The sequence below is a fragment of the Microbacterium sp. 2216-1 genome, assembly GCF_046507855.1.
In the GTDB taxonomy this organism is placed as follows: domain Bacteria; phylum Actinomycetota; class Actinomycetes; order Actinomycetales; family Microbacteriaceae; genus Microbacterium; species Microbacterium esteraromaticum_C.
In genome coordinates, this window is record NZ_JBKFTM010000003.1 from 353,228 (window position 1) to 373,333 (window position 20,106).

Consider the following 20,106-nt stretch of genomic DNA (forward strand, 5'->3'; position numbering starts at 1 on the left):
GAGAGGACCGATGGCGGCGCTACCCCTGCTCGACACGCACGGTCGCGTGCACCGAGATCTGCGCATCTCACTGACCGACCGCTGTTCGCTGCGCTGCACGTACTGCATGCCCGAGCAGGGCATGGAGTGGTTGGCCAAGGCGTCCATCCTCTCTGCCGACGAGATCGTGCGCGTCGCGCGCGTGGCGGCGGATGCCGGCATCACGACATTCCGGTTGACCGGGGGTGAGCCGCTGCTGCGCCGGGACGTGGTCGATGTGGTGCGTCGGCTGGCAACGCTGGAGTCGCCGTATGGCCCGGTGCAGGTGGCGATGACGACGAACGGCATCGCACTGGCGCCGATGCTCGACGACCTGATCGGCGCGGGCCTGTCGCGACTGAACATCTCGCTCGACACACTGCGGCGAGACCGGTTCACGGCGTTGACCCGTCGCGACCGCCTCGATGACGTCCTGACCGGGATCACGGCGGCGGCGGGATCCGGGCTGCGCCCGCTCAAGCTGAACACCGTCGCGATGCGCGGCGTCAACGATGACGAGATGGTTGACCTGGTGCGCTTCGCGCTTGATCACGGGGCCGAGCTGCGCTTCATCGAGCAGATGCCGCTCGACGTCGGTCATACGTGGAGCCGTGAAGCGATGGTCACGCGCGATGAGATCCTGGCCGCGCTCGGCGCGCAGTGGCGTCTCGAAGCCGTGCCGGGTCGCGGCGGTGCACCGGCCGAACGCTGGCGCCTGCACGGGCCGGGCACCGCCGATGGCGCGACGGTCGGCGTGATCGCCTCGGTGACCGCACCGTTCTGCGGTGCCTGCGACCGGCTGCGGCTTACCGCCGATGGTCAATTGCGCAACTGTCTGTTCTCGATGCACGAGTTCGATCTGCTTCCGTCCCTGCGGGGCGACGCACCGGACGACGTCATCGACGACGTGCTGCGCCGCTGCATCTGGGCGAAACTGCCCGGGCACGCGATCAACGACCCGTCGTTCCTGCAGCCCGTCCGCGGGATGAACGCGATCGGCGGCTGAGCAGGGCCGCTCGACGTCGGTGGGCGCCGGTAGCCTGGCGTGATGGCCACCCGTCGACCCGCTCCGCCCGCCTTTGTCTGCACCGAATGCGGGTGGACGACCGCGAAATGGGTCGGCCGGTGCGGCGAGTGCCAGCAATGGGGCACGGTGCAAGAGCAGGGCACCAAGGCCGGATTCGTGCGTCAGACGGATGCCATCGCCCCGGCCGCGCACCGGGCAGCGCGACCGATCACCCAGATCACCACGACCGATGCTCCGCGGCGCACCAGCGGAGTCGGCGAGTTCGACCGGGTGCTGGGCGGTGGCATCGTGCCGGGTGCAGCGATCCTGCTCAGCGGCGAACCCGGTGTCGGCAAGTCCACTCTGCTGCTCGAGGTCGCGGCCTCGACGGCGAAGGCGGGCCGGCGGGTGCTGTACGCCAGCGCCGAGGAGTCCCCCGCGCAGGTACGACTGCGCGCCGAGCGCACCGGAGCCCTGCACGACGACCTCTATCTGGCCAGCGAGACCGACCTGGCGACGATCCTCGGCCACATCGACGAGGTGCAGCCCGAGCTCGTGATCGTCGACTCGGTGCAGACCGTGGCATCCGGGCTGATCGACGGCGCGGCCGGGCAGCCGAGCCAGGTGCGCGAGGTCGCCGCGACGCTGATCCGCGTCGCCAAAGACCGCGGGCTGCCGGTGATCCTCGTCGGGCACGTGACGAAGGACGGCCAGGTCGCCGGGCCGCGCGTGCTGGAGCATCTTGTCGACGTCGTGTGCCATTTCGAGGGTGATCGGCAGACGGCGCTGCGGTTCGTGCGCGCGCTGAAGAACCGGTTCGGGCCGACCGATGAGGTCGGATGTTTTGAGATGACCGGTGTCGGCATCGCCGAGGTGCCCGACCCGAGTGGCCTGTTCCTCTCGCAGGGCGACGCCGAGCCGGGCACCTGCGTCGCGATCGCCATGGAGGGTCGGCGTGCACTGCCCGTCGAGGTGCAGGCGCTGACGATCACCTCGAACGCGCCGAACCCGCGCCGAGTGGTGCACGGTCTCGACTCGTCGCGCGTGGCGATGGTGCTGGCGATCCTCGAACGCCGCGCCGGCATCGAGACCTCGAAGCTCGACGTGTACGTCTCGACCGTCGGCGGCGTGCGATTCACCGAACCGGCAGCAGACCTTGCGATCGCCGTCGCCGTGGCGGGGTCGATCCGGCATCTCTCGGTGCCCCGCACGCTGGCCGTGGTGGGCGAGCTGTCGCTGGCCGGTGAGATCCGTCCGGTGACGCAGGCCGCGCAGCGGCGCAGCGAAGCGGCACGATTGGGGTATCAGCAGGTGATCGATGACCGATCGTCGAGTCTGCGCACGGCGCTGGGCGATATCCGGTCACGGGCGAAGAGCAGCGCGCCGAGCGCCAATCGGCGGACCCACGACGCCGGCGTGCCGCCGTTCTGATCGCGCCGCGCCGTGCGGCGGTTCAGACGTCGAGCGCCTTGAGCAGTTCGGAGGGCGGCGCCTGCATCGGGTGAGGGCCCGCGATGTCGAGGAACACGGTCGTAATGGTGTCGCTGTGCGTGGTCAGGAACGACTTCAGCCACGCGGGCGAATAGATGCCGACGCCCGGGGGCAGGTTGGCGGGCTTGTGCGTGGCATCGCTGAACAGCAGCAGCGCCACGTCACCGGACTTCGGGTCGCGGTAGGTCCACACCTCGCCACCGTCGAGCGGGTTGTCGCGAGCACCGGGCTTGATCAGGGGTACGACCGTGTTGCCGTTGCGCAGTGCGAGGGCGACGGCCGCCATGTCCTGCTTCTCGAGCGCCTGCGCCAGTGCCTCGGAACGGAACTCCTCCGGTGCGGGACGCTTCTTGGCCCCTGCCCTCTTCTTCGCCATGCATCCAGCCTATGAGAGCGCGAAGGATCGCACCGAACCACAGAGGGAAGAAGCGGGGCCCTCTCGAATCCTCCATTGGGGACTGGGGTACTCGAGAGGGCCCTCCAGGTTCTTGCGGCGGTGATGTCGAAGCGCTGGGGACGCTGAAGTCGACAACCACTGGGGATGGTTTTCACCGCACTAGTTCGAAGAACCAGTTCCCATGGTATCCCAAAATATCGGTGATGTCAGCCGAACATCGGAGCGCTTTCGCGTCTTTCCCTGTGCGTTTCGTACAACGACGCCGCGGGGATCAGCGCAGGATGATCTGCTTGGTGCTCGCGCCCTCGAATCCGCCGATCTCCACGCTCACGTGGTACGACGAACCGCCTCCGGGCGCCTGCGGTCGGTGCTCTGCATCGCAGGTGTCGACCGATGAACGGCTGCGGTCCCACACCACCGGGGTCGCACTCGTGACGGTCGTCCCCGCTTCGAGCGTGACGATCATGTCACTGGGTTCGGTCTGGCAGTCTGTCGAGCGCCACCACGTGTCCGAACCGCTCGTGACGACGAACTTCTGCGTACTCGACCCGACGTTCATCGTGCAGTCCCGTGCACCGTTGTTGGTCAGGCTGATCGACAGTTGGGGCAACTCACCGGCGCCATAGGTGTCAGCATCCGTCTGGGCGACGACCACGATGTCGCCGGCTTCGCAGGCGACGACCCCGGGGGTCTCGGTGTCGTCCGGACTCGGCGACGGACTCGCGGACGCCGGATCGGTCGGCGCCGAGGCGGTCGCCTCAGGCGTCGCAGAGGCGGCCGGAGCGTCGGATGCCGAAGACCAGGGCTGTGCGAGCGCCAGCCAGACTCCTCCGGAGATGGCCGCGACCGCCACGAACGCCACGACGATCACCAGGAGTCGCCGGCGACGATAGACGGCGGCAGACGGACGGGACATGTTCCCAGGCTAGTTGAGGTGCTTGATCATCCTGGTGTTGCCGAGCGTGTTCGGCTTGACGTGCGCCAGGTCGAGGAATTCCTCGACGCCCGCGTCGCCACTGCGCAGCAGTTGCGAGTACACGTCGGCGTCCACGACCTGCTCACCGATCGGGGCGAAGCCGCGGCGGGTGAAGAACGCGGTCTCGAACGTGAGACAGAACAGACGCTGCAGGCCCAGGTCACGAGCACGTCGCTCCAGGTCCTCGACGATGGTGCGGCCGACGCCGTGGCGCAGGTAGTCGTCGTGCACAAGCAGGGTGCGCACCTCGCCGATGTCCTCCCACATGACGTGTAGGGCTCCGCAGCCGATCAGTCGGCCGTCGTGTTCGGCGACGACGAACTCCTGCACCGCCCCGTAGAGCACCGCGAGGTCCTTGCCGAGCAGGATTCGCTTCTCGACCATCGGCTCCAACAGCGAGTGGATGCCGACGATGTCGGTGCTGCGCGCTGCGCGGACGGTGTAGTCGCTCACGGTTCCAGCCTAGAGCGGCCCGCCGTGTGGAACTCACAGACGAAACGGGCCGCCGTCGGCGTGTCGGGCTACGACACGCCGACCTGAACCAGTTCGGTCTGAGATTTCCGACGCACGACGAAGACGGCGACCGCGAGAGCGAGGCACAGCGGCGAGTAGACCCACAGGTCCAGCGTCCGGTACGGCTCAACCACCAGGTGCGGCAGCAACCCCGACACGATGAACCCGACGGCGGCGCGCAGCGCGAGGGCGATCCCGATGCCGAGCGTGCCGAGGTGGCCTATCCCCCGCACGACGTCAACGCGCGAGACGCGCATCAGCACCAGCGCTGCTGCGGCCAGGAGGGCGAGCGCGACGAGCATGGTGATCAGCGGACCGGGCATCGGCACCCCACCCGGCGCGCCGAGGAAGGTCGTCACGAACGCCTCGGCATCGGACGCGGGCCAGGGGTTGCCGAGCGCCCAGAGCACGTGCAACAGGCCCAGGGATGCCAGCACGGTCGCTGCGAGCACCGCGAGAGGGCGTCGGGGGCGGGGGTCGCGCGGCGGGCGGATCAGATCGCGAAGGGACTTCTTCATGCGCTTCCTTCCATACGCTTCCGTATGGAAATGACTATACGGCACCGTACAGTACGATGCCGCCATGGCTCGTCCCACTTCTTCGACACCTCGGCCACGCCGCAGCCGCGACGACTGGATCGACATCGCGATCGACTTCGGCAGCCGGGTGGGGTTCGATCAGCTCGCCATCGAACCCCTCGCCGCTTTCGCCGGAGCCACCAAGGGCAGCCTCTACTGGCATTTCGCGGATCGCGCGGCCCTCATCGACGCCGTGCTCGATCGCTGGGAGCAGCGGGCGACCCGCGAGGTGATCGACGCACTCGATCCCACCGCGCCCGATGCCGCGGCAGCACTCCTCGCGCGCACCGTGGGCCATGCACACGATGCCACCGAACTGCGGATGCTGCTGGCCAGCGCCGATGCTCGTGTCGGTCCGGTGGTCGCGCGCGTGCATGCGACCAGGCTGGCCTTCCTGGAGCGCATCCTGACCGGGCGCGGGATGCCGCCCGCTGATGCGTCCGCGCGTGCGCGCCTCGTCTACGCGGCATACCTGGGCGGACTGCTGCTGAACGACGACCCTGATGCTCTGCGCGAGACGATGCTCCGCGCGCTCGAAGCCTGAGCCGGGGCGCCGACGCCGGCTCCTGGGCGGGAACGCAGAAAGGGGGCGGATGCCGTAGCATCCGCCCCCTTTCTGGGAACGCGTGTCAGTCGTTGCCGCTGGCGGCGAGGTCCGGCGTGGCCGAGATACCGGCGCCACCGGTGTTGATCCCCACGGCCACCTTCTCGCCACGCGGTGCGTGCTCGAAGGTGAACTTGCCGTCGACGACGTCGACCTTCACGTGGTCGCCGGTGTCGAGCTGACCGTGCAGGATGCGCTCCGAGAGCTGGTCCTCGATCTCGCGCTGCATGGCGCGGCGCAGCGGCCGAGCACCGAGCGAGGGGTCGAATCCGATCTCGATGAGCTTGTCCTTGGCGGCGTCCGAGAGCTCGACCGTCATGTCGCGGTCGAGCAGGCGGTCGCCCAGGCGCTTGACGAACAGGCCGACGATCTGACGCAGTTCGTCCTTGTTGAGCTGCGGGAAGACGATGATGTCGTCGAGGCGGTTGAGGAACTCCGGCTTGAAGTGACGCTTGAGTTCTTCGTCGACCTTGCCCTTCATTCGCTCGTAGGTCGTCTGCGAGTTGCCCTCGATCTGGAAGCCGACCGGGCCACCGGCGATCGCCGACGAACCAAGGTTCGTCGTCATGATGATCACGGTGTTCTTGAAGTCGACGATGCGTCCCTGACCGTCGGTCAGGCGACCCTCTTCGAGGATCTGCAGCAGCGAGTTGAAGATGTCGGGGTGGGCCTTCTCGATCTCGTCGAACAGCACGACCGAGAACGGCTTGCGGCGCACCTTCTCAGTGAGCTGGCCGCCCTCTTCGAAGCCGACGAATCCGGGAGGGGCACCGAACAGACGCGAGACGGTGTGCTTCTCACCGAACTCGCTCATGTCGAGCGAGATCAGCGCGGCCTCGTCGTCGAAGAGGAACTCGGCGAGAGCCTTGGCGAGCTCGGTCTTTCCGACGCCGGTGGGGCCGGCGAAAATGAACGAGCCCGAGGGGCGCTTCGGGTCCTTGAGGCCCGCGCGCTGGCGACGGATGGTGCGCGAGAGCGCGGCGATCGCCTCTTCCTGACCGATGACGCGCTGGTGCAGCGCCTTCTCCATGAAGACGAGTCGGCTGGACTCCTCCTCAGTGAGCTTGAAGACGGGGATGCCGGTCGCCTGGGCGAGTACCTCGGCGATCAGTCCCTCGTCGACGATCGCCTGGGTGGCGACGTCGCCGGCACGCCACTGCTTCTCCAGGCGCAGCCGCTCACCGAGCAGCTCCTTCTCCTGGTCGCGCAGCGCGGCGGCCTTCTCGAAGTCCTGCTCCTCGGAAGCTGCCTCCTTGTCCTGACGCACCTTGGCGATGCGCTCGTCGAACTCGCGCAGCTCGGGCGGGGACGAGAGGATGCTCAGGCGCAGACGCGCACCGGCCTCGTCGATCAGGTCGATGGCCTTGTCGGGCAGGAAGCGGTCCTGCACGTAGCGGTCGGCGAGGTTCGCGGCGGCGACGATCGCGCCGTCGGTGATCTGCACCTTGTGGTGCGCCTCGTAGCGGTCGCGCAGTCCCTTGAGGATGTTGATCGCGTGCGGCAGGGTCGGCTCGTTCACCTGCACGGGCTGGAAGCGGCGCTCCAGCGCAGCATCCTTCTCGAAGTGCTTGCGGTACTCATCGAGCGTGGTCGCGCCGATCGTCTGCAGCTCGCCGCGCGCGAGGAGCGGCTTGAGGATGCTGGCGGCGTCGATCGCGCCCTCGGCAGCGCCCGCGCCGACCAGGGTGTGGATCTCGTCGATGAAGACGATGATGTCGCCGCGCGTGCGGATCTCTTTGGTGACCTTCTTCAGACGCTCTTCGAAGTCACCGCGGTAGCGGGAGCCGGCGATGAGCGAGCCGAGGTCGAGCGAGTAGAGCTGCTTGTCCTTGAGGGTCTCGGGTACGTTGCCCTTGACGATCGCCTGGGCGAGCCCCTCTACGACGGCGGTCTTGCCGACACCGGGCTCACCGATCAGGACGGGGTTGTTCTTCGAGCGGCGCGAGAGGATCTGCATGACCCGCTCGGCCTCCTTCTCGCGGCCGATGACCGGGTCGAGCTTGCCGTCGCGGGCTGCCTGCGTGAGGTTGCGCCCGAACTGGTCGAGCACCTGCGAACCGCCCTGCGCCGAGGCCGGACCGTCGTTGGCCTGTGCGCCGACCGAAGCGGTCTCGCGCCCCGGGGCGCCCGAGAGCAGCTGGATGACCTGCTGGCGCACCTTGTTGAGGTCGGCGCCCAGCTTGACGAGCACCTGGGCGGCGACGCCCTCACCCTCGCGGATGAGACCGAGCAGGATGTGCTCGGTGCCGATGTAGTTGTGGCCGAGCTGCAGCGCTTCGCGCAGGCTCAGCTCGAGCACCTTCTTGGCGCGCGGCGTGAAGGGGATGTGACCGGACGGCTGCTGCTGGCCCTGGCCGATGATGTCTTGCACCTGCTCGCGCACGGCGTCGAGCGAGATGCCGAGGCTCTCGAGTGCCTTTGCCGCGACGCCCTCACCCTCGTGGATGAGGCCGAGCAGAATGTGCTCGGTGCCGATGTAGTTGTGGTTGAGCATCTTCGCCTCTTCTTGGGCGAGGACGACGACCCGACGGGCTCGGTCGGTGAATCTCTCGAACATGCTGTGACTCCTTTTCGCGCGTCGGCGAAGCGGCTTAAGGCCTTGTATATCGAGAGTAACGAGCGCGCGCGTGCTGTATGCCCGTGTTCGCCGTCGGCATATCACCCCGCGCGCTTCCCACCTCACCCCCACCGCCGAGACCCCCAGTTGCCGTCGATACCCCGCCCTATCGACGCCGCCAGGTGGGGGTGTGGGCAACAACAGGGGGTGTCGGCGCAGGCTCCTGGGGCGCACGCTTGACGCACATATCGACTGTCGTTATGTTAACGACAGTCGATAACAACGAATAGCGTTATGCACGGAGGGTGCTCATGACTCGAACAGTGGATTCACCGGTGTCACCAGCTGACAGAATCGGCGCGCGCGTGGTCGCCTCGGGCGCCGTGCTCATCGCCGCGGTTTCGGTCTTCGCGGTGATCCGCGGCGCGCCCGACGTGTTCGGCGCTGAAGTCACAGTGCGGATGCCCGTGCACGACGCTGCCGCGCCGACGCTGTCGGGCATCGACGGCATCCGCTCGGCGGAGTACATTCAGGCGGATGTCGCCTTCGCGACGTTGCCTGCGGCGGCGCGGTGGATGCTACTTCTCGAGGGGGCTCTTCCCGCGCTGGCGATCATCGGGGTGTGCGCCGTGGCCTGGTGGCTCGGCGTCTCGCTGGTTCGCGCACGCCCGTTCCGCCGGACGATGTCGACCACGATCGGACTCGCCGCGTGCCTGGTTGCCGCCGGAGGCATGTTCGGTCAGTTGTGCGGCGGGATCGGTCGCGGGATGGTCGTCGACCACCTGGCGGGCACAGATCCCGGTGTCTACGACGTCTTCCCTGCGTTCGCGATCGATCTGAGCCTTGCCCCGCTCGGGTGGGCCTTCGCTCTCGCCCTCGTGGCGACCGCCTTCGAGGTGGGCCACCGCCTGCAGCGCGACACGGAAGGGCTCGTGTGATGGGCCTGACCTCGGACGACCTCGCGTCGGGGCTGTCGATGCTCGTGCTGTGGCTGTTGATCGCGGGCCTGATCGTCGCGTTCTCGATCGCCCGCGCACGGCGTCATGGCAGCACGACGCTCGCGCTGGATGTCACGCGCAACGCCTCTTACGCCTTCGTGTTGCTCGCCGGCGCGGGAGCGGTGATGTTCGGCATCAGCACCCTCAGCTCGCCCTCGGTGTCGCTCGACGGAACGACATCGAGCTGGGTGGTCGACCAGCAGGACTCTGTCACGACCCTGACCCACGGAGGTGTCGTTGACGATGTGCCTTTCGGTCCTCGGCTGGTGATCTACCTGGGCACGCTGCTCGGCATCGCGGCCTCCGCGGCGATCGCCTGGGCGATCTACAACGCCACTCGTCGCGCCGGGCAGCGTGAACCGTTCCACCGCAGCGTCTCGAAGACGTTCGGTGTCGTCGCGTTCGTCGTGATGGTGGGCGCGGTCGTCGGTGAGCTGTTGAAGCAGATCGGCATGACGCTCGCCGCGCGCTCACTGGAGTGGCCCGCCGGACTGGAGCCTCCTTTCGAGCTCAGCATCCCGCTCTGGCCGTTCGCCGTCGCCGTCGGCCTCTTCGCTCTGTCTGCGATCTTCCGATACGGGGCGCGGCTGCAGATCGAGGCCGAGCAGTTGCGGCATGAGACGGACGGGCTGATATGAGCCCCGCCGAGGCAGAGGCGGATGCCACGGGCATCCACTGCCGTCTTGATGAGCTCCTCGCCGACCGGGGCATGACGCTGACCGAGCTGAGCGCTCGCGTCGGCGTCAGCGTGGTGAACCTGTCGGTGCTCAAGAACGATCGCGCCCGCGCGATCCGCTATTCGACGTTGCGGGCCATCTGCGATGCGCTCGACTGCGAGGTGGGTGAGCTGCTCGTGCTGGCGTGAGACGTGTAACCCCGCGTGTAACGTATGTTTCACAAAGGGGGGGGGCTGCAACCATGGCGGATGCTGTACAGGACACCGGCGTCGACCCGGTCGGCACGCTGATCCGTCAATCCCTCGACGTGCTCAGTTCCGGCGAGCGCAAGGTCGGCAGAGCGATCCTCGCCAACTATCCGATCGCCGGACTCGGTACGGTCGCAGAACTCGCCCAGCGCGCAGGCGTCAGCCCGCCCACGGTGGTGCGCTTCGTGACGAGGCTCGGGTTCAGCGGCTTTCCCGCGTTCCAGAAGCGTCTGGTGCGAGAGCTCCAAGAACGCCTGGGCTCCCCGCTCGAACAGTACGACCGCGCCGACCTCAACTCCGACGACGGTGAGCTCGCTCGAGCCTCGCGGGTGTTCTCGGGGAGCATCGCCGCGACGATCGCCGATCTGCCCGAGAGCGAGTTCGACCGCGTCGTCGCGCTGCTCTCCGACCCGCGGCGTCGGGTGCGCCTCATCGGCGGGCGCTTCAGCCATCTGCTCGCCGACTATCTTGGCGCGCATCTGACCCTGTTGCGTCCGGGAGCCCAGACGATCGGGGCCGATGAGTTCACCCGTCTCACCGCCGTCACCGACACGCGCCGCGACGATGTGCTCGTCGTGTTCGACTACCGGCGCTACGATGCCGAGATCGTGCGGTTCGCCCGTCGTTGCGCCGAGCGCGGCGCCGACGTGGTGCTGTTCACGGACCGCTGGCTCTCTCCGGCCGCCGACGTCGCGTGCGCTGTGCTTCCGGCCGGTGTCGAGGCCCCCTCACCTTTTGACTCACTCGTGCCGGCGATGGCGGTGATCGAGACCGTGATTGCGGGTGTCACCGACCGCCTCGGGGAAGACGGCCGGCGACGGCTGGAGACGATGGAAGACCTGCGGAGCGGCACCACGGATCACCCCGTGTGACGACGGTCACCAGCCCTGATAGGGCGCGATCTCGTCGTCGGAGACGACGCCCAGCGCTGCATCGTCGAGCGCCGTCGTGACGATCGCGACGGCCCTCTCGATCGAGTCGGCAGAGATGCTGAGCGGCGGTGTCAGTTCGATCACGTTGCCACGCACCGGGTAGGCGATCGCACCCAGTTGCCAGGCACGGTAGACGGTCTTGGCGGTGAGGGCATCGCTGTCGGCACGGTCGCCGCTCACGAGTTCAACCCCCACAGAGAGTCCCCATCCGCGCACGTCATCGATGAGCTCCGCACCCGGGCGACGACTGCGCACGTAGTCCGAGAGGAGAGCGGCCAGCTGAGCCCCGCGCTGGGCCGCATTCACCGTCGCGGCGCCTTCGCGCACAATCCGCAGCACGGCTCGCCCGGCGGCGCATGAGATCGGGTTGCCGGTCGTGGTCATCAACGCCGAGGCGACCGGATGATCGAGGACGTCGGCGGGGCCGATCGTCGCCGAAAGCGGCAGGCCGCCGCCCAGTGCCTTTCCGAGGGTGACCACGTCGGGAACGACCCCATCGTGCTCGAACGCGTGCGTGCGGCCGGTGCGGCCGAGCCCCACCTTCACCTCGTCGACGATCAGCAGCGTGCCATGGCGATCGCACAGCGCCCGAAGGCCGGCGAGAAATCCCTTCGGCGGCACGATGAGCCCCCCGTCGGACTGCAGCGGCTCGACGATGACGGCGGCCGTCTCCCCGCGCGCGAGCTCCCGATCCGCGCGGTCGAGCACGTCGCCGAGAACGGTCGACGGATCCCCCGTGTGCGGTCGATGCGGATCCGGGTAGGGCAGGAATGTCACCGCGGCATCCGCGGTGACCCCCGCCGATACGTGCACCCCCGAGACGCGCTGAGCGGTCCCGAGCCCGCCGTGATACCCGTTCTCGAACGCGAGGATGCGCGGCCGCCCCGTGGCTGCTCGGCATCCGCGGATGGCGACGTCGTTCGCATCCGTACCCGCGTGCCCGAGATAGACGCGCCGGTCGGCCGCCCCGAGCCTGCTCGGTATGAGGTCCAGCAGCTCCTCGGCGAGCGCGACGGCGTCGGGATGTGAGCCGGAGAGAACCGAGGAACCGGGTGGGGCGATCGCTGCGTGGGCGATGGCGGCGGCGATGCTCGCCTCGCCATGACCGAAACCGGATGCCGTCCAGCTCGCGCTGAGGTCGATCAGCTCCCGCCCTCCCGGCTCGACGAGCACCGATCCACGGCCCGTCTCAGCCACCAGCGGGAAGAACCGCAGGCGCTGGACTCCTGCGATCACCGATTCATCGCGGGCGGCCAGCCGCGCAGCATCCGTTGTGCTCACCCCAGCGCCCCCTGGTCGCCGCGGTGGTGCTCGATGCCGAGCACGCGCTCGGCTGCGGCGAGATAGCCGGCCATCAGAGCGCGCGCGACCAGGTCGACCGCGTCGTCGTCGGGCAGGAAGCGGGGGTGGTGAAGCGCGGGCTGAGGGTCGCGCCCGGCTGTCTCGACACCGACGAACAGCATGAGCGACGGCACCGCGTCGCAGAAGTACGAGAAGTCGTCCGCGCCGAGGGAACGCATCGGCTCGGCCCCGTCGACGCCGAGCAGCGCCAGCCAGTCATCTGTGCCCGACGCGAGCGAGACGTCGTTGATCAGGGCGGGCTCGCCGTCGATCCGAGTCACCTGCGCGGTGGTCCCGTAGGCCTGCGCCGTACGCTCCGCCATCTCGCGGACGGCCTCGAACAGGGTGACGCGGTCCTCCGGGTCGGTCGTGCGCATCGTCGCGAAGATGCGCGCCTCTGCGGGCAGCACGTTCGCCGCCCCCTCTCCCGCGGTGAGTGTTCCGATGCTGATCAGCGCCGGGCGCAGCGGGCTGACGCTGCGCCGCACCACCTCGGGGATGCCAATCGCGATGTGGGCGACGGCGGCGACCACGTCGTTGGCATCGTGCGGGTATGCCCCGTGTCCGCCACGTCCGCTGACGAGGATCTCGATCTCGTCGGCTGCGGCGTTGATGAAGCCGCCTCCCGAGGCGACCGCGCCGCGACGGACCCCGGGGTGCACATGCGCACCGATGACGTGCGCGATCCCGAACCGGTCGATGACACCCGCCTCGACCATCTCCAACGCACCCGAGGGGTAGCTCTCCTCACGGGGCTGAAGCAGACCGACCAGCCCCAGGGGCAGCTCGACCCGTGCGGCGGCGCGCAGCAGCGCCACGACCGCCGCCTGGTGGACGTCGTGACCACAGGCGTGCATGGCACCATCGGATGCTGCGAACGGCGCCCCGGTCTGCTCGGTCACCGGCAGCGCATCGAGTTCCGCCCGCACCGCGATGCTCGGACCCTCGACGGGTCCGACGCGGCCCACCGCGCCGGCATCCGCGATCTCCTCGAACGGGATGCTGGTGTCGAGTGCCGCGAGCAGACGTGCCCGCGCGGGGTGCTCCTGTCCTGAGACGCACGGTGCCGCGTGCAGTTCTCGGCGCAATTCCCGCGCGGCCGGGAGTTCCTCATCGAGAGCGTCGCCCCAGCGCGTCGCCAGCTCGCTCAGGGGCGTACGGTTCGGGCTCACGGACCCTCCGCCCCGACCAGACCGGTCTCGACCGCGAACAGGCGATCATCGAGCCGGTAAGCGCGCCGAGCGTTTCGCCAGGCGACGAGCTCGGTGATCCGCGCGCACTCACCGGCCGGCCACTGGTCGCGCTCGACGAACACGTCGAGCGCGCGTTGCAGGCCCCGACGGAACAGCAGAGCCCCGAGGTAGTACAGCTCGGCGACACCGAAGGCGTCGGATGAGAACAGGATCTTGTGGAACGGCGCGAGCTCGAGCGTCTCGGCGATGATCTCGTCGGACCGGGATCCGGTGTAGTTGATCGCCAACCCGACGTCGAAGTAGACATGCGGGAACACCTGTGCCAGGTACCCGGCCTCACGGTGGAACGGATAGCAGTGCAGCAGCATCACCCGCGCACCGGTCGGGCGGGTGAGGCGGAGGAACTCGGTCAGCAGCAGCGGATTACAGCGGTGCAAGTCGACATCGGCATCGCCGTAGCCGATGTGGAACTGGATAGCGCATGCCCTGTCGACCGCGGCCCACAGCAGGTGCCGGATGATCACCGGGTCATCCAGGCGGACGACGTCACCCGTCGTATCGATCCAGCGGGCCACCGCCTCATCCACCTCCTCGGAGGAAGGACGCTCCGGGACGAAGTCGAGACCGATGCGGTACGCAGCGATCGACTTCACGCCGATCGCCGACCGCAGCCGTTCGTCGAGAACGCCGTCATACGCCTCTCGGAAGCCGGCGGCGTCACAGCCGGCGATCACCAGCTCCTCCGCGAGACGCTCCAGACGCACAACCTCGAAGGCGCGTGCGCCTGCAGCATCCGCCATCTCCGTCGGATCGAGGATCTCGTCGGCACGATGCCCGATCTCGATGAAGTAGTCGCTGATGCCGGTGGCCCGCAGCAACCGGCGGCTCACCTCATCGCCGCCGAGCTCGCGTCGCCGCGCCAGGTACGCCTCGGCCGACACGAACGGGTCCAGCCCGAGCACGGGTGCGCAGTGGCGACGAATGGCGAAGCCCACCTGCGTGTCGAAGTAGGTCGTCCCCTCCGGGGCGTCCCAATCCGACTCGGTGATCAACGACTCGAACGCGGAGTCGTCGAGGTTGTGCAGGGTGACACCGTGGCAGTGGTGGTCCAGGAGCGGCACGGTGGCGGGCGTGTTCTCAGTAGACACGGGTGTACACCTCGCACTGTTCGGCGAGCGAGCGTGCCTGCACAGAGGCGAACTCATCGCGTTTGATCGCATCGAAGGTGGCGAGGAATGCCGGCGAGAACCATCCGGACACGACCTCGTCGGCCCGCAGCATCTCAAGCGCCTGTTCAAGGTCGCGGGGCAGTTTCGCGAGGTGCGCGTGACGTCCGTCGAGATCCAGCTCGCCCTCGACGACCTCGGGCGCCTCAAGTCCTTCGCGCAGTCCCTGCATGCCGGCGCGCAGGATCATGCCGAGCAGGATCCACGGGTTCGCCCCGATGTCGCCGCCCCGGAACTCGAAGTGCAGCTGACGACTAGGGTCCTTGCCGTCGATCTCGTTCGTCGGGCAGATGCGCAGCAGCGCCTCGCGGTTCTGCAGGCCCAGGAACGCGCGTGCCGTCGACCAGTGGTGCGGTGCAAGTCGCAGATAGCTGGTCGCGAGCGGCGCGAACAGCGCTGCCATCGCGGGGCCGTACTTGATGATCCCGGCGGCGAAGCTGCCGGCGAGCTCCGAGAGCCGGCCCGGGCGCGACGGGTCGTAGACGAGCGTATTGCCGTCGGCGTCGTCCAGGCCGAAGTGCACGTGTACGCCGTTGCCGCTCTCACCGGGGGCGACGACCGGGGCGAACGATGCTTCGCGCCCGTGCGCCTCGAACAGGTCGTACACGATGTCGCGCACGAGGATCGCACGGTCGGCCGCACCCACAGGGTCGGTCGGCGCGACCGTGATCTCGTACTGGTGCCGACCGTACTCGGGAAGCCAGGTCTCGGGCTCCAGTCCGGCGCGGTGCAGCACTGACATGAGCTCGGATCCGAGTGGCTCCGCACGGCGGAAGGCCTGCAACGAAAACGGATGGTGGTCGCCGGACGCACTGACGTCCATGAACTCGTGCTCGAACGAGCACCGCGTCGTGATACCGAAAACCTCGCGCAGCTCGTCAACCGTGTCGCGTAGGAACGTCCGAGGGCAGCTCTCCCACGGCGAGCCGTCGGTGTTCACCAGATCGGCGAAGACGATGTTCAGCGGCGGACGCCCCGGGATGCCGTCGACGCGCGCGTGCGATGACTGATCGGGCTTCAGCCTCAAGTCGCCGCTGGATCCGTACGGGATGTCATCGACGATGTGCCCGAGCGATCCGATGCCCAGGTTCGCGGGGACCCAGCCCAGAGACGTGCGCTCGTCGAAGTCCGCGAGCCGCATGGAACGGCCCTTGGTACGAGCGGCGATATCGGTGGTCGCGATGAAGATGAGTTCATCGCTCTGGGGTGTGGTGTGCATGTCTTCCGTTCGGCTGGGGACGTCGGCGGGGCTGCGAGGAGGTGCGGCCATCAGTCCAGGTCCTCGGTGCTGATGCGCGAGCCGATGCGGGCCGCGAGCGACGGGCGCACCAGCACGATGATGAGACCGATCACGCACCATGCTCCCGCGATCCACGGGAAGTACGAGTACGGCGCCACTTGACCCGAGATCTGGATGAAGTACACGTAGGCGAGGAAGCCGATTCCGAGCACGGGGATGACGACCTCCCACTTCGGGATCTTCGACCCTCGCGAGAAGGTGTGCTTGATGACGCCGACCGAGGTCATGCCGTAGGCGACGACCATGCAGAGCGTGGCGATGGTCGCGAACCAGTAGTAGACGTCCACCGAGCTCGCACCGAACAGGCCGAAGCCGACCGCGAGCACCACGGTGAACGCGATCACGGACACCGTCGCGTGCACGGGCACACCGGTCTTCGGGTTCGTCGCGGCGAACGCCCGCGGACCGAAGCCGTCGCGGGCGAGGGCGAACAGCAGTCGTGCTGCGGCGGCGGTCGAGCTGAGCAACGACGCGAAGGCGACGAGGAAGGCGAAGATGGCGATGAGCACGGCGAACCATTGCCCGATGTAGGTCGAGGCGAGCGTGGTCAGCGTCGACGACGCCCCGGCGAACGCCGCGACGCCCTCGGCATCCGTACCGAACCCGATCGTCTGCGCGAACATGACGAGCACGTAGATCGCTCCGGCCACGACCACGGCCAGCAGCAGCGCCTTCGGGACCACCCGCTTCGGGTTGCGGGTCTCCTCACCGAGCGAGGTGCCCGACTCGAAGCCGGCCCACGAGAGGAAACCGAACACCGCGGCGGTCATCACCGCACTGATCGGCGCTTCGCCGGGCAGGAGCACCGAGAAGTCGACGCCCGTCGACACGGGCGCAGTGCCCGAGGCGACGCGGGCGATGATCACGACCGAGAGCACGACCATCGCGGCGATGCCGACGAAGCCGATGCCGAGCAACGTGCGGGCCGTGACGGTCGATTCACGCACGTTCAGGACGAGCACGAACACCGAGACGACGATCGGGACCAGCACCCACGCCCAGGCGGGCAGCGTGATGCCGAGTTCGGCCATCATGGCCTCGAAGAAAACCGCGCAGGCCCCGGCGATGCACACGGCGAAGAAGAGGTAAGTGCCCAGCAGAGCGAACCCGCCGAAGAACCCGGCACGGGGGCCGAGCGTGGAGCCGGCGAGCGCGTACACCGAACCGGCATGGGTGATGTAGCGGGTGAGGCGGATGAAGGCGTACGCCACGAGCATGGTGCCCGCGAACGACACCAGGAAGGTGAACGGCACACCGGAGCCGACGAGGCCCGCTACGCCGATGCCATTGAGCGACATCGCCATCACCGGGCCCATGAAGCCCACCGATATCGCCACCACCTCCCACAGGCGCAGGGTCTTTCGCGGAGAGGACGCGGCACGGGTCGCACCGTCGTCCAGGGTCTTCGTCGTCGAAGTCATTTCGGGCCTTTCATCCGACGTCAGCTCTGACGCCCAGGGTGGCGAACCGGATCGCGCGGCGGCTGACGGTTCGAGCGGATTCTGAAACAGATATTACACAGCCGGGAGACTGCGGCCAAGAGTGTTTCATTCATTCCATAAGCTCGTTGTCATCTGGCGTCATCTCCCCGCTCGGAATATGCATCGGCTTCTAACGTTGAACCCACGTGGCGCGCACCGTGCGCGCGTAGACATGGAGATCCCCGTGAGCAGCACTACTCGCGCCCAGAAGGCGCCAGACACCCGAGGACCGGTCCGCAAGCTTCTGACCTCGTTCGGGTTCCAGATCATCGCCGCACTCGTGCTCGGCATCGCCGTCGGGCTCATCGCCGTCGCCACTGGTGCCAGCGCCGAGAACAAGACGCCCCTGTTCACGACGCTCGACACCATCGGCAGCTCGTACGTGACGATCCTGCGCGCCGCGGTCGTGCCGCTGATCTTCACCGCGATCGTCGCGAGCATCTCGAACCTGCGCCGCGTGCAGAACGCGGCGCGACTGGCGGGTCAGACCCTGCTTTGGTTCGCGATCACCGCCTTCATCTCGGTGACGATCGGCATCGTACTCGGGCTCGTGATCCAGCCCGGCGCACGCGCGGGCGAAGGCCTCGAGACCGGCGACCCCTACACCGTCGGCACCTGGTGGAACTTCCTGCTCGGGCTGATCCCGCAGAACTTCCTCGGCCTGTCGGTGGGCAGCTCGTTCGACGCCGATGCCCAGATCGTCACCTCGAACGTGAGCTTCAACATCCTGCAGGTGATCGTCGTCGCCGTCGTGATCGGCATCGCCGCGCTCAAGGCCGGCAAGAAGGCCGAGCCCTTCCTGGCGTTCACCGAGTCGCTGCTGAAGGTGATCCAGCGCGTGCTGTGGTGGATCATCCGCATCGCTCCGATCGGCACCTTCGGCCTCATCGGCGCCGCGGTGGTCAAGTACGGCTGGGACAAGCTCACCTCGCTCGCCTGGTTCGCCGGCGCCATCTACCTGGGCCTGGCGATCGTCCTCTTCGTCGTCTACCCGATCCTGGTGAAGGCGCACGGCCTCTCGATCAAGCAGTACTTCTCAGGAGCCTGGCCGGCGATCCAGCTCGCTTTCGTGAGCCGCTCGTCGATCGGAACGCTGCCGCTCACCGAGCGCGTCACCGAGCGCAACCTCGGCGTGCCCCGCGGCTACGCGTCGTTCGCCGTGCCGCTGGGCGCGACGACCAAGATGGACGGCTGCGCCGCCATCTACCCGGCGATCGCCGCGATCTTCGTCGCGCAGTTCTTCGACATCGAGCTCAGCATCATGCAGTACCTGCTGATCGTGATCGTGTCGGTCTTCGGCTCTGCCGCGACCGCGGGCACCACCGGCGCCGTCGTGATGCTGACCCTGACCCTGTCGACGCTGGGTCTGCCGCTCGAGGGCGTTGGACTCCTGCTCGCGATCGACCCGATCCTCGACATGGGACGCACCGCGACGAACGTCGCCGGTCAGGCCCTGGTGCCGACGATCGTCGCCAAGCGCGAGGGCATCCTCGACGAAGAGCTCTACAACGCACCGCGCAACGGCCTCCCCTTCGCCGAGGACCTCGACGACGAAGACGACGAGACCGATGCTCCGACTTCGGATGCCACGGGCTCCGACGCCGCGAAGCAGCCGGCCGCCGCCGGCTAGAAGAGATACCGGCCGTGCCAGGCCGTTAACGCGAAGAGCGCGGGTCCCCGTAGGGGCCCGCGCTCTTTGCGTTGATGGCAGCGAATGTCCGGCGATCACGACAGCAACGCGATCACCTCGCTATCCGCAGTCTGTCGGAAGTCGACGTAGTGCATACCCACCGCCATGAAGTCACGCGGTGAGTGCAGACAGACGACCGCATCGGCATCCACGCGGTCGAGGACGTCAGGAGCAGCGACGGGAACAGCGACGACGATTCGCGCTGCCGCTCTCGCCCGCGCAACAGCACAGGCCGCGCGCATCGTCGCTCCCGTGGCGATGCCGTCGTCGACAATGATCACGGTGCGCCCAGAGAGCCCGACAGGCTGACGGCCGGGTCGGAACATCTCGGCGCGGCGGCGCACCTCGTCACGTTGCGTCTGCTCGCGCCGGGCGAGATCCGACTCCGAGATACCGGATGCCCGAATGAGATCGTCATTGCGCGCGACCGCGTTCTCTTCGCCGACGGCGCCGAGCGCGAGTTCTTCGTGCCCTGGTGCCCCGACCTTGCGCACGATGAGCACGTCGAGCGGCGCATCGAGTTGCCGCGCGACCTCGGCGGCGACGGGCACGCCTCCGCGAGGAAGGCCTACGACGACTGTGCTGTCGGCAGCCACGCGCCCGCCGAGCACCGCATCGTCTTCGCTGAGCGCAGCTGCGAGCTGCCGCCCAGCGTCCTGCCGGTCCGCGAAGATGCGCATACTCTCGGAATACGCGTTGTGGCGGCGTTCGTCAACCCCGCGTCGTGCGCGCGGCGTCGCACGAAACTGTCGTGTTAACGCGAAAGAGCCACCCAGCGTTGGGTGGCTCTTTCGTTTAAAAGGAGTCCGGCGGTGTCCTACTCTCCCACAGGGTCCCCCCTGCAGTACCATCGGCGCTGTGAGGCTTAGCTTCCGGGTTC

19 protein-coding genes and 1 rRNA gene are annotated in these 20,106 nt (G+C 68.0%); 8 read left to right on the forward strand and 12 right to left on the reverse strand.

The annotated features are described in order from the left end of the window. The first annotated feature begins 10 nt into the window (after nt 1–10). Both moaA and radA read left to right on the forward strand, forming a co-directional pair. The gene (moaA, locus tag ACLD0U_RS11795) at nt 11–1,024 is read left to right on the forward strand and encodes a GTP 3',8-cyclase MoaA (protein WP_410340726.1); all 1,014 of its coding nucleotides are present in this window, start codon (nt 11–13) and stop codon (nt 1,022–1,024) included. A 42-nt stretch (nt 1,025–1,066) separates the two neighbouring features. Continuing rightward, nucleotides 1,067–2,455, forward strand: a complete 1,389-nt coding sequence (gene radA / locus ACLD0U_RS11800) for a DNA repair protein RadA (protein WP_410340727.1) — start codon at nt 1,067–1,069, stop codon at nt 2,453–2,455. Nucleotides 2,456–2,477: 22 nt separating this feature from the next. On the opposite strand, the gene ACLD0U_RS11805 is transcribed toward radA, so the two are convergent. The 4 genes from ACLD0U_RS11805 to ACLD0U_RS11820 all read right to left on the reverse strand — a co-directional run bounded on the left by ACLD0U_RS11805 (nt 2,478) and on the right by ACLD0U_RS11820 (nt 4,919). After that, nucleotides 2,478–2,891 (reverse strand): dehydrogenase, encoded by a 414-nt coding sequence (locus tag ACLD0U_RS11805; RefSeq protein ID WP_410340728.1) that lies wholly within the window; start codon nt 2,889–2,891, stop codon nt 2,478–2,480. Nucleotides 2,892–3,183: 292 nt separating this feature from the next. Next, nucleotides 3,184–3,828: a hypothetical protein gene (locus ACLD0U_RS11810; protein ID WP_410340729.1), complete on the reverse strand. Its 645-nt coding sequence runs from the start codon at nt 3,826–3,828 to the stop codon at nt 3,184–3,186. Between the two features lie 9 nt (nt 3,829–3,837). Continuing rightward, on the reverse strand, nt 3,838–4,341 hold the full coding sequence (locus ACLD0U_RS11815) for an amino-acid N-acetyltransferase (RefSeq protein ID WP_206551362.1): 504 nt from the start codon (nt 4,339–4,341) through the stop codon (nt 3,838–3,840). Nucleotides 4,342–4,409: 68 nt separating this feature from the next. After that, nucleotides 4,410–4,919, reverse strand: a complete 510-nt coding sequence (locus ACLD0U_RS11820; protein ID WP_410340730.1) for a DUF3995 domain-containing protein — start codon at nt 4,917–4,919, stop codon at nt 4,410–4,412. Between the two features lie 64 nt (nt 4,920–4,983). Between ACLD0U_RS11820 and ACLD0U_RS11825 the strand changes: the two genes are divergently transcribed. Further along, nucleotides 4,984–5,523, forward strand: a complete 540-nt coding sequence (locus ACLD0U_RS11825) for a TetR/AcrR family transcriptional regulator (protein WP_206551360.1) — start codon at nt 4,984–4,986, stop codon at nt 5,521–5,523. Between the two features lie 85 nt (nt 5,524–5,608). On the opposite strand, the gene ACLD0U_RS11830 is transcribed toward ACLD0U_RS11825, so the two are convergent. After that, nucleotides 5,609–8,140, reverse strand: coding sequence for an ATP-dependent Clp protease ATP-binding subunit (locus ACLD0U_RS11830; protein ID WP_179409919.1), 2,532 nt, complete (start codon nt 8,138–8,140; stop codon nt 5,609–5,611). A 335-nt stretch (nt 8,141–8,475) separates the two neighbouring features. Between ACLD0U_RS11830 and ACLD0U_RS11835 the strand changes: the two genes are divergently transcribed. From ACLD0U_RS11835 to ACLD0U_RS11850, 4 genes are read left to right on the forward strand one after another with little or no spacing between them, the layout of a single operon-like run. Next, nucleotides 8,476–9,078 (forward strand): hypothetical protein, encoded by a 603-nt coding sequence (locus tag ACLD0U_RS11835; RefSeq protein ID WP_410340731.1) that lies wholly within the window; start codon nt 8,476–8,478, stop codon nt 9,076–9,078. Beyond that, a complete protein-coding gene (locus ACLD0U_RS11840; protein WP_410340732.1) occupies nt 9,078–9,776 on the forward strand; it encodes a hypothetical protein in 699 nt (232 codons plus the stop codon). Before ACLD0U_RS11835 ends, ACLD0U_RS11840 begins: the two co-directional genes overlap by 1 nt. Beyond that, nucleotides 9,773–10,003 carry a helix-turn-helix domain-containing protein gene (locus ACLD0U_RS11845; RefSeq protein ID WP_179409916.1) on the forward strand — a complete coding sequence of 77 codons (231 nt, stop codon included), beginning with the start codon at nt 9,773–9,775 and terminating at the stop codon, nt 10,001–10,003. The genes ACLD0U_RS11840 and ACLD0U_RS11845 overlap by 4 nt, the downstream gene beginning before the upstream one ends. A 53-nt stretch (nt 10,004–10,056) precedes the next feature. Continuing rightward, a complete protein-coding gene (locus tag ACLD0U_RS11850) occupies nt 10,057–10,935 on the forward strand; it encodes a MurR/RpiR family transcriptional regulator (protein ID WP_179409915.1) in 879 nt (292 codons plus the stop codon). Between the two features lie 6 nt (nt 10,936–10,941). On the opposite strand, the gene ACLD0U_RS11855 is transcribed toward ACLD0U_RS11850, so the two are convergent. From ACLD0U_RS11855 to ACLD0U_RS11875, 5 genes are read right to left on the reverse strand one after another with little or no spacing between them, the layout of a single operon-like run. Next, the gene (locus ACLD0U_RS11855) at nt 10,942–12,276 is read right to left on the reverse strand and encodes an aspartate aminotransferase family protein (protein WP_410340733.1); all 1,335 of its coding nucleotides are present in this window, start codon (nt 12,274–12,276) and stop codon (nt 10,942–10,944) included. After that, complete coding sequence (locus tag ACLD0U_RS11860) at nt 12,273–13,508, reverse strand: amidohydrolase (protein ID WP_218847914.1); 1,236 nt, start codon at nt 13,506–13,508, stop codon at nt 12,273–12,275. Before ACLD0U_RS11860 ends, ACLD0U_RS11855 begins: the two co-directional genes overlap by 4 nt. Then, complete coding sequence (locus tag ACLD0U_RS11865) at nt 13,505–14,677, reverse strand: amidohydrolase family protein (RefSeq protein ID WP_410340734.1); 1,173 nt, start codon at nt 14,675–14,677, stop codon at nt 13,505–13,507. Before ACLD0U_RS11865 ends, ACLD0U_RS11860 begins: the two co-directional genes overlap by 4 nt. After that, on the reverse strand, nt 14,667–16,025 hold the full coding sequence (locus ACLD0U_RS11870) for a glutamine synthetase (RefSeq protein ID WP_410340735.1): 1,359 nt from the start codon (nt 16,023–16,025) through the stop codon (nt 14,667–14,669). Before ACLD0U_RS11870 ends, ACLD0U_RS11865 begins: the two co-directional genes overlap by 11 nt. Beyond that, on the reverse strand, nt 16,025–17,476 hold the full coding sequence (locus ACLD0U_RS11875; RefSeq protein WP_179409912.1) for an APC family permease: 1,452 nt from the start codon (nt 17,474–17,476) through the stop codon (nt 16,025–16,027). Before ACLD0U_RS11875 ends, ACLD0U_RS11870 begins: the two co-directional genes overlap by 1 nt. Nucleotides 17,477–17,720: 244 nt before the next feature. Here ACLD0U_RS11875 and ACLD0U_RS11880 point away from each other — a divergent pair, with 244 nt between their 5' ends. After that, nucleotides 17,721–19,166 carry a dicarboxylate/amino acid:cation symporter gene (locus ACLD0U_RS11880; protein WP_410340736.1) on the forward strand — a complete coding sequence of 482 codons (1,446 nt, stop codon included), beginning with the start codon at nt 17,721–17,723 and terminating at the stop codon, nt 19,164–19,166. Between the two features lie 95 nt (nt 19,167–19,261). On the opposite strand, the gene ACLD0U_RS11885 is transcribed toward ACLD0U_RS11880, so the two are convergent. Further along, nucleotides 19,262–19,906 carry a phosphoribosyltransferase gene (locus ACLD0U_RS11885; protein WP_410340737.1) on the reverse strand — a complete coding sequence of 215 codons (645 nt, stop codon included), beginning with the start codon at nt 19,904–19,906 and terminating at the stop codon, nt 19,262–19,264. Between the two features lie 124 nt (nt 19,907–20,030). Next, a 5S ribosomal RNA gene (gene rrf, locus ACLD0U_RS11890) occupies nt 20,031–20,106 on the reverse strand; the annotation flags it as partial.

Excerpts from the sequence above, each read along its gene's own strand:
- ACLD0U_RS11870 (WP_410340735.1), bottom strand. The coding sequence starts at position 16,025 with ATGGCCGCACCTCCTCGCAGCCCCGCCGACGTCCCCAGCCGAACGGAA.
- moaA (WP_410340726.1), top strand. The coding sequence starts at position 11 with ATGGCGGCGCTACCCCTGCTCGACACGCACGGTCGCGTGCACCGAGAT.
- ACLD0U_RS11830 (WP_179409919.1), bottom strand. The coding sequence starts at position 8,140 with ATGTTCGAGAGATTCACCGACCGAGCCCGTCGGGTCGTCGTCCTCGCC.
- ACLD0U_RS11805 (WP_410340728.1), bottom strand. The coding sequence starts at position 2,891 with ATGGCGAAGAAGAGGGCAGGGGCCAAGAAGCGTCCCGCACCGGAGGAG.
- ACLD0U_RS11840 (WP_410340732.1), top strand. The coding sequence starts at position 9,078 with ATGGGCCTGACCTCGGACGACCTCGCGTCGGGGCTGTCGATGCTCGTG.
- ACLD0U_RS11885 (WP_410340737.1), bottom strand. The coding sequence starts at position 19,906 with ATGCGCATCTTCGCGGACCGGCAGGACGCTGGGCGGCAGCTCGCAGCT.
- ACLD0U_RS11845 (WP_179409916.1), top strand. The coding sequence starts at position 9,773 with ATGAGCCCCGCCGAGGCAGAGGCGGATGCCACGGGCATCCACTGCCGT.
- ACLD0U_RS11810 (WP_410340729.1), bottom strand. The coding sequence starts at position 3,828 with ATGTCCCGTCCGTCTGCCGCCGTCTATCGTCGCCGGCGACTCCTGGTG.
- ACLD0U_RS11850 (WP_179409915.1), top strand. The coding sequence starts at position 10,057 with ATGGCGGATGCTGTACAGGACACCGGCGTCGACCCGGTCGGCACGCTG.
- ACLD0U_RS11820 (WP_410340730.1), bottom strand. The coding sequence starts at position 4,919 with ATGAAGAAGTCCCTTCGCGATCTGATCCGCCCGCCGCGCGACCCCCGC.
- ACLD0U_RS11825 (WP_206551360.1), top strand. The coding sequence starts at position 4,984 with ATGGCTCGTCCCACTTCTTCGACACCTCGGCCACGCCGCAGCCGCGAC.
- ACLD0U_RS11875 (WP_179409912.1), bottom strand. The coding sequence starts at position 17,476 with ATGACTTCGACGACGAAGACCCTGGACGACGGTGCGACCCGTGCCGCG.
- radA (WP_410340727.1), top strand. The coding sequence starts at position 1,067 with ATGGCCACCCGTCGACCCGCTCCGCCCGCCTTTGTCTGCACCGAATGC.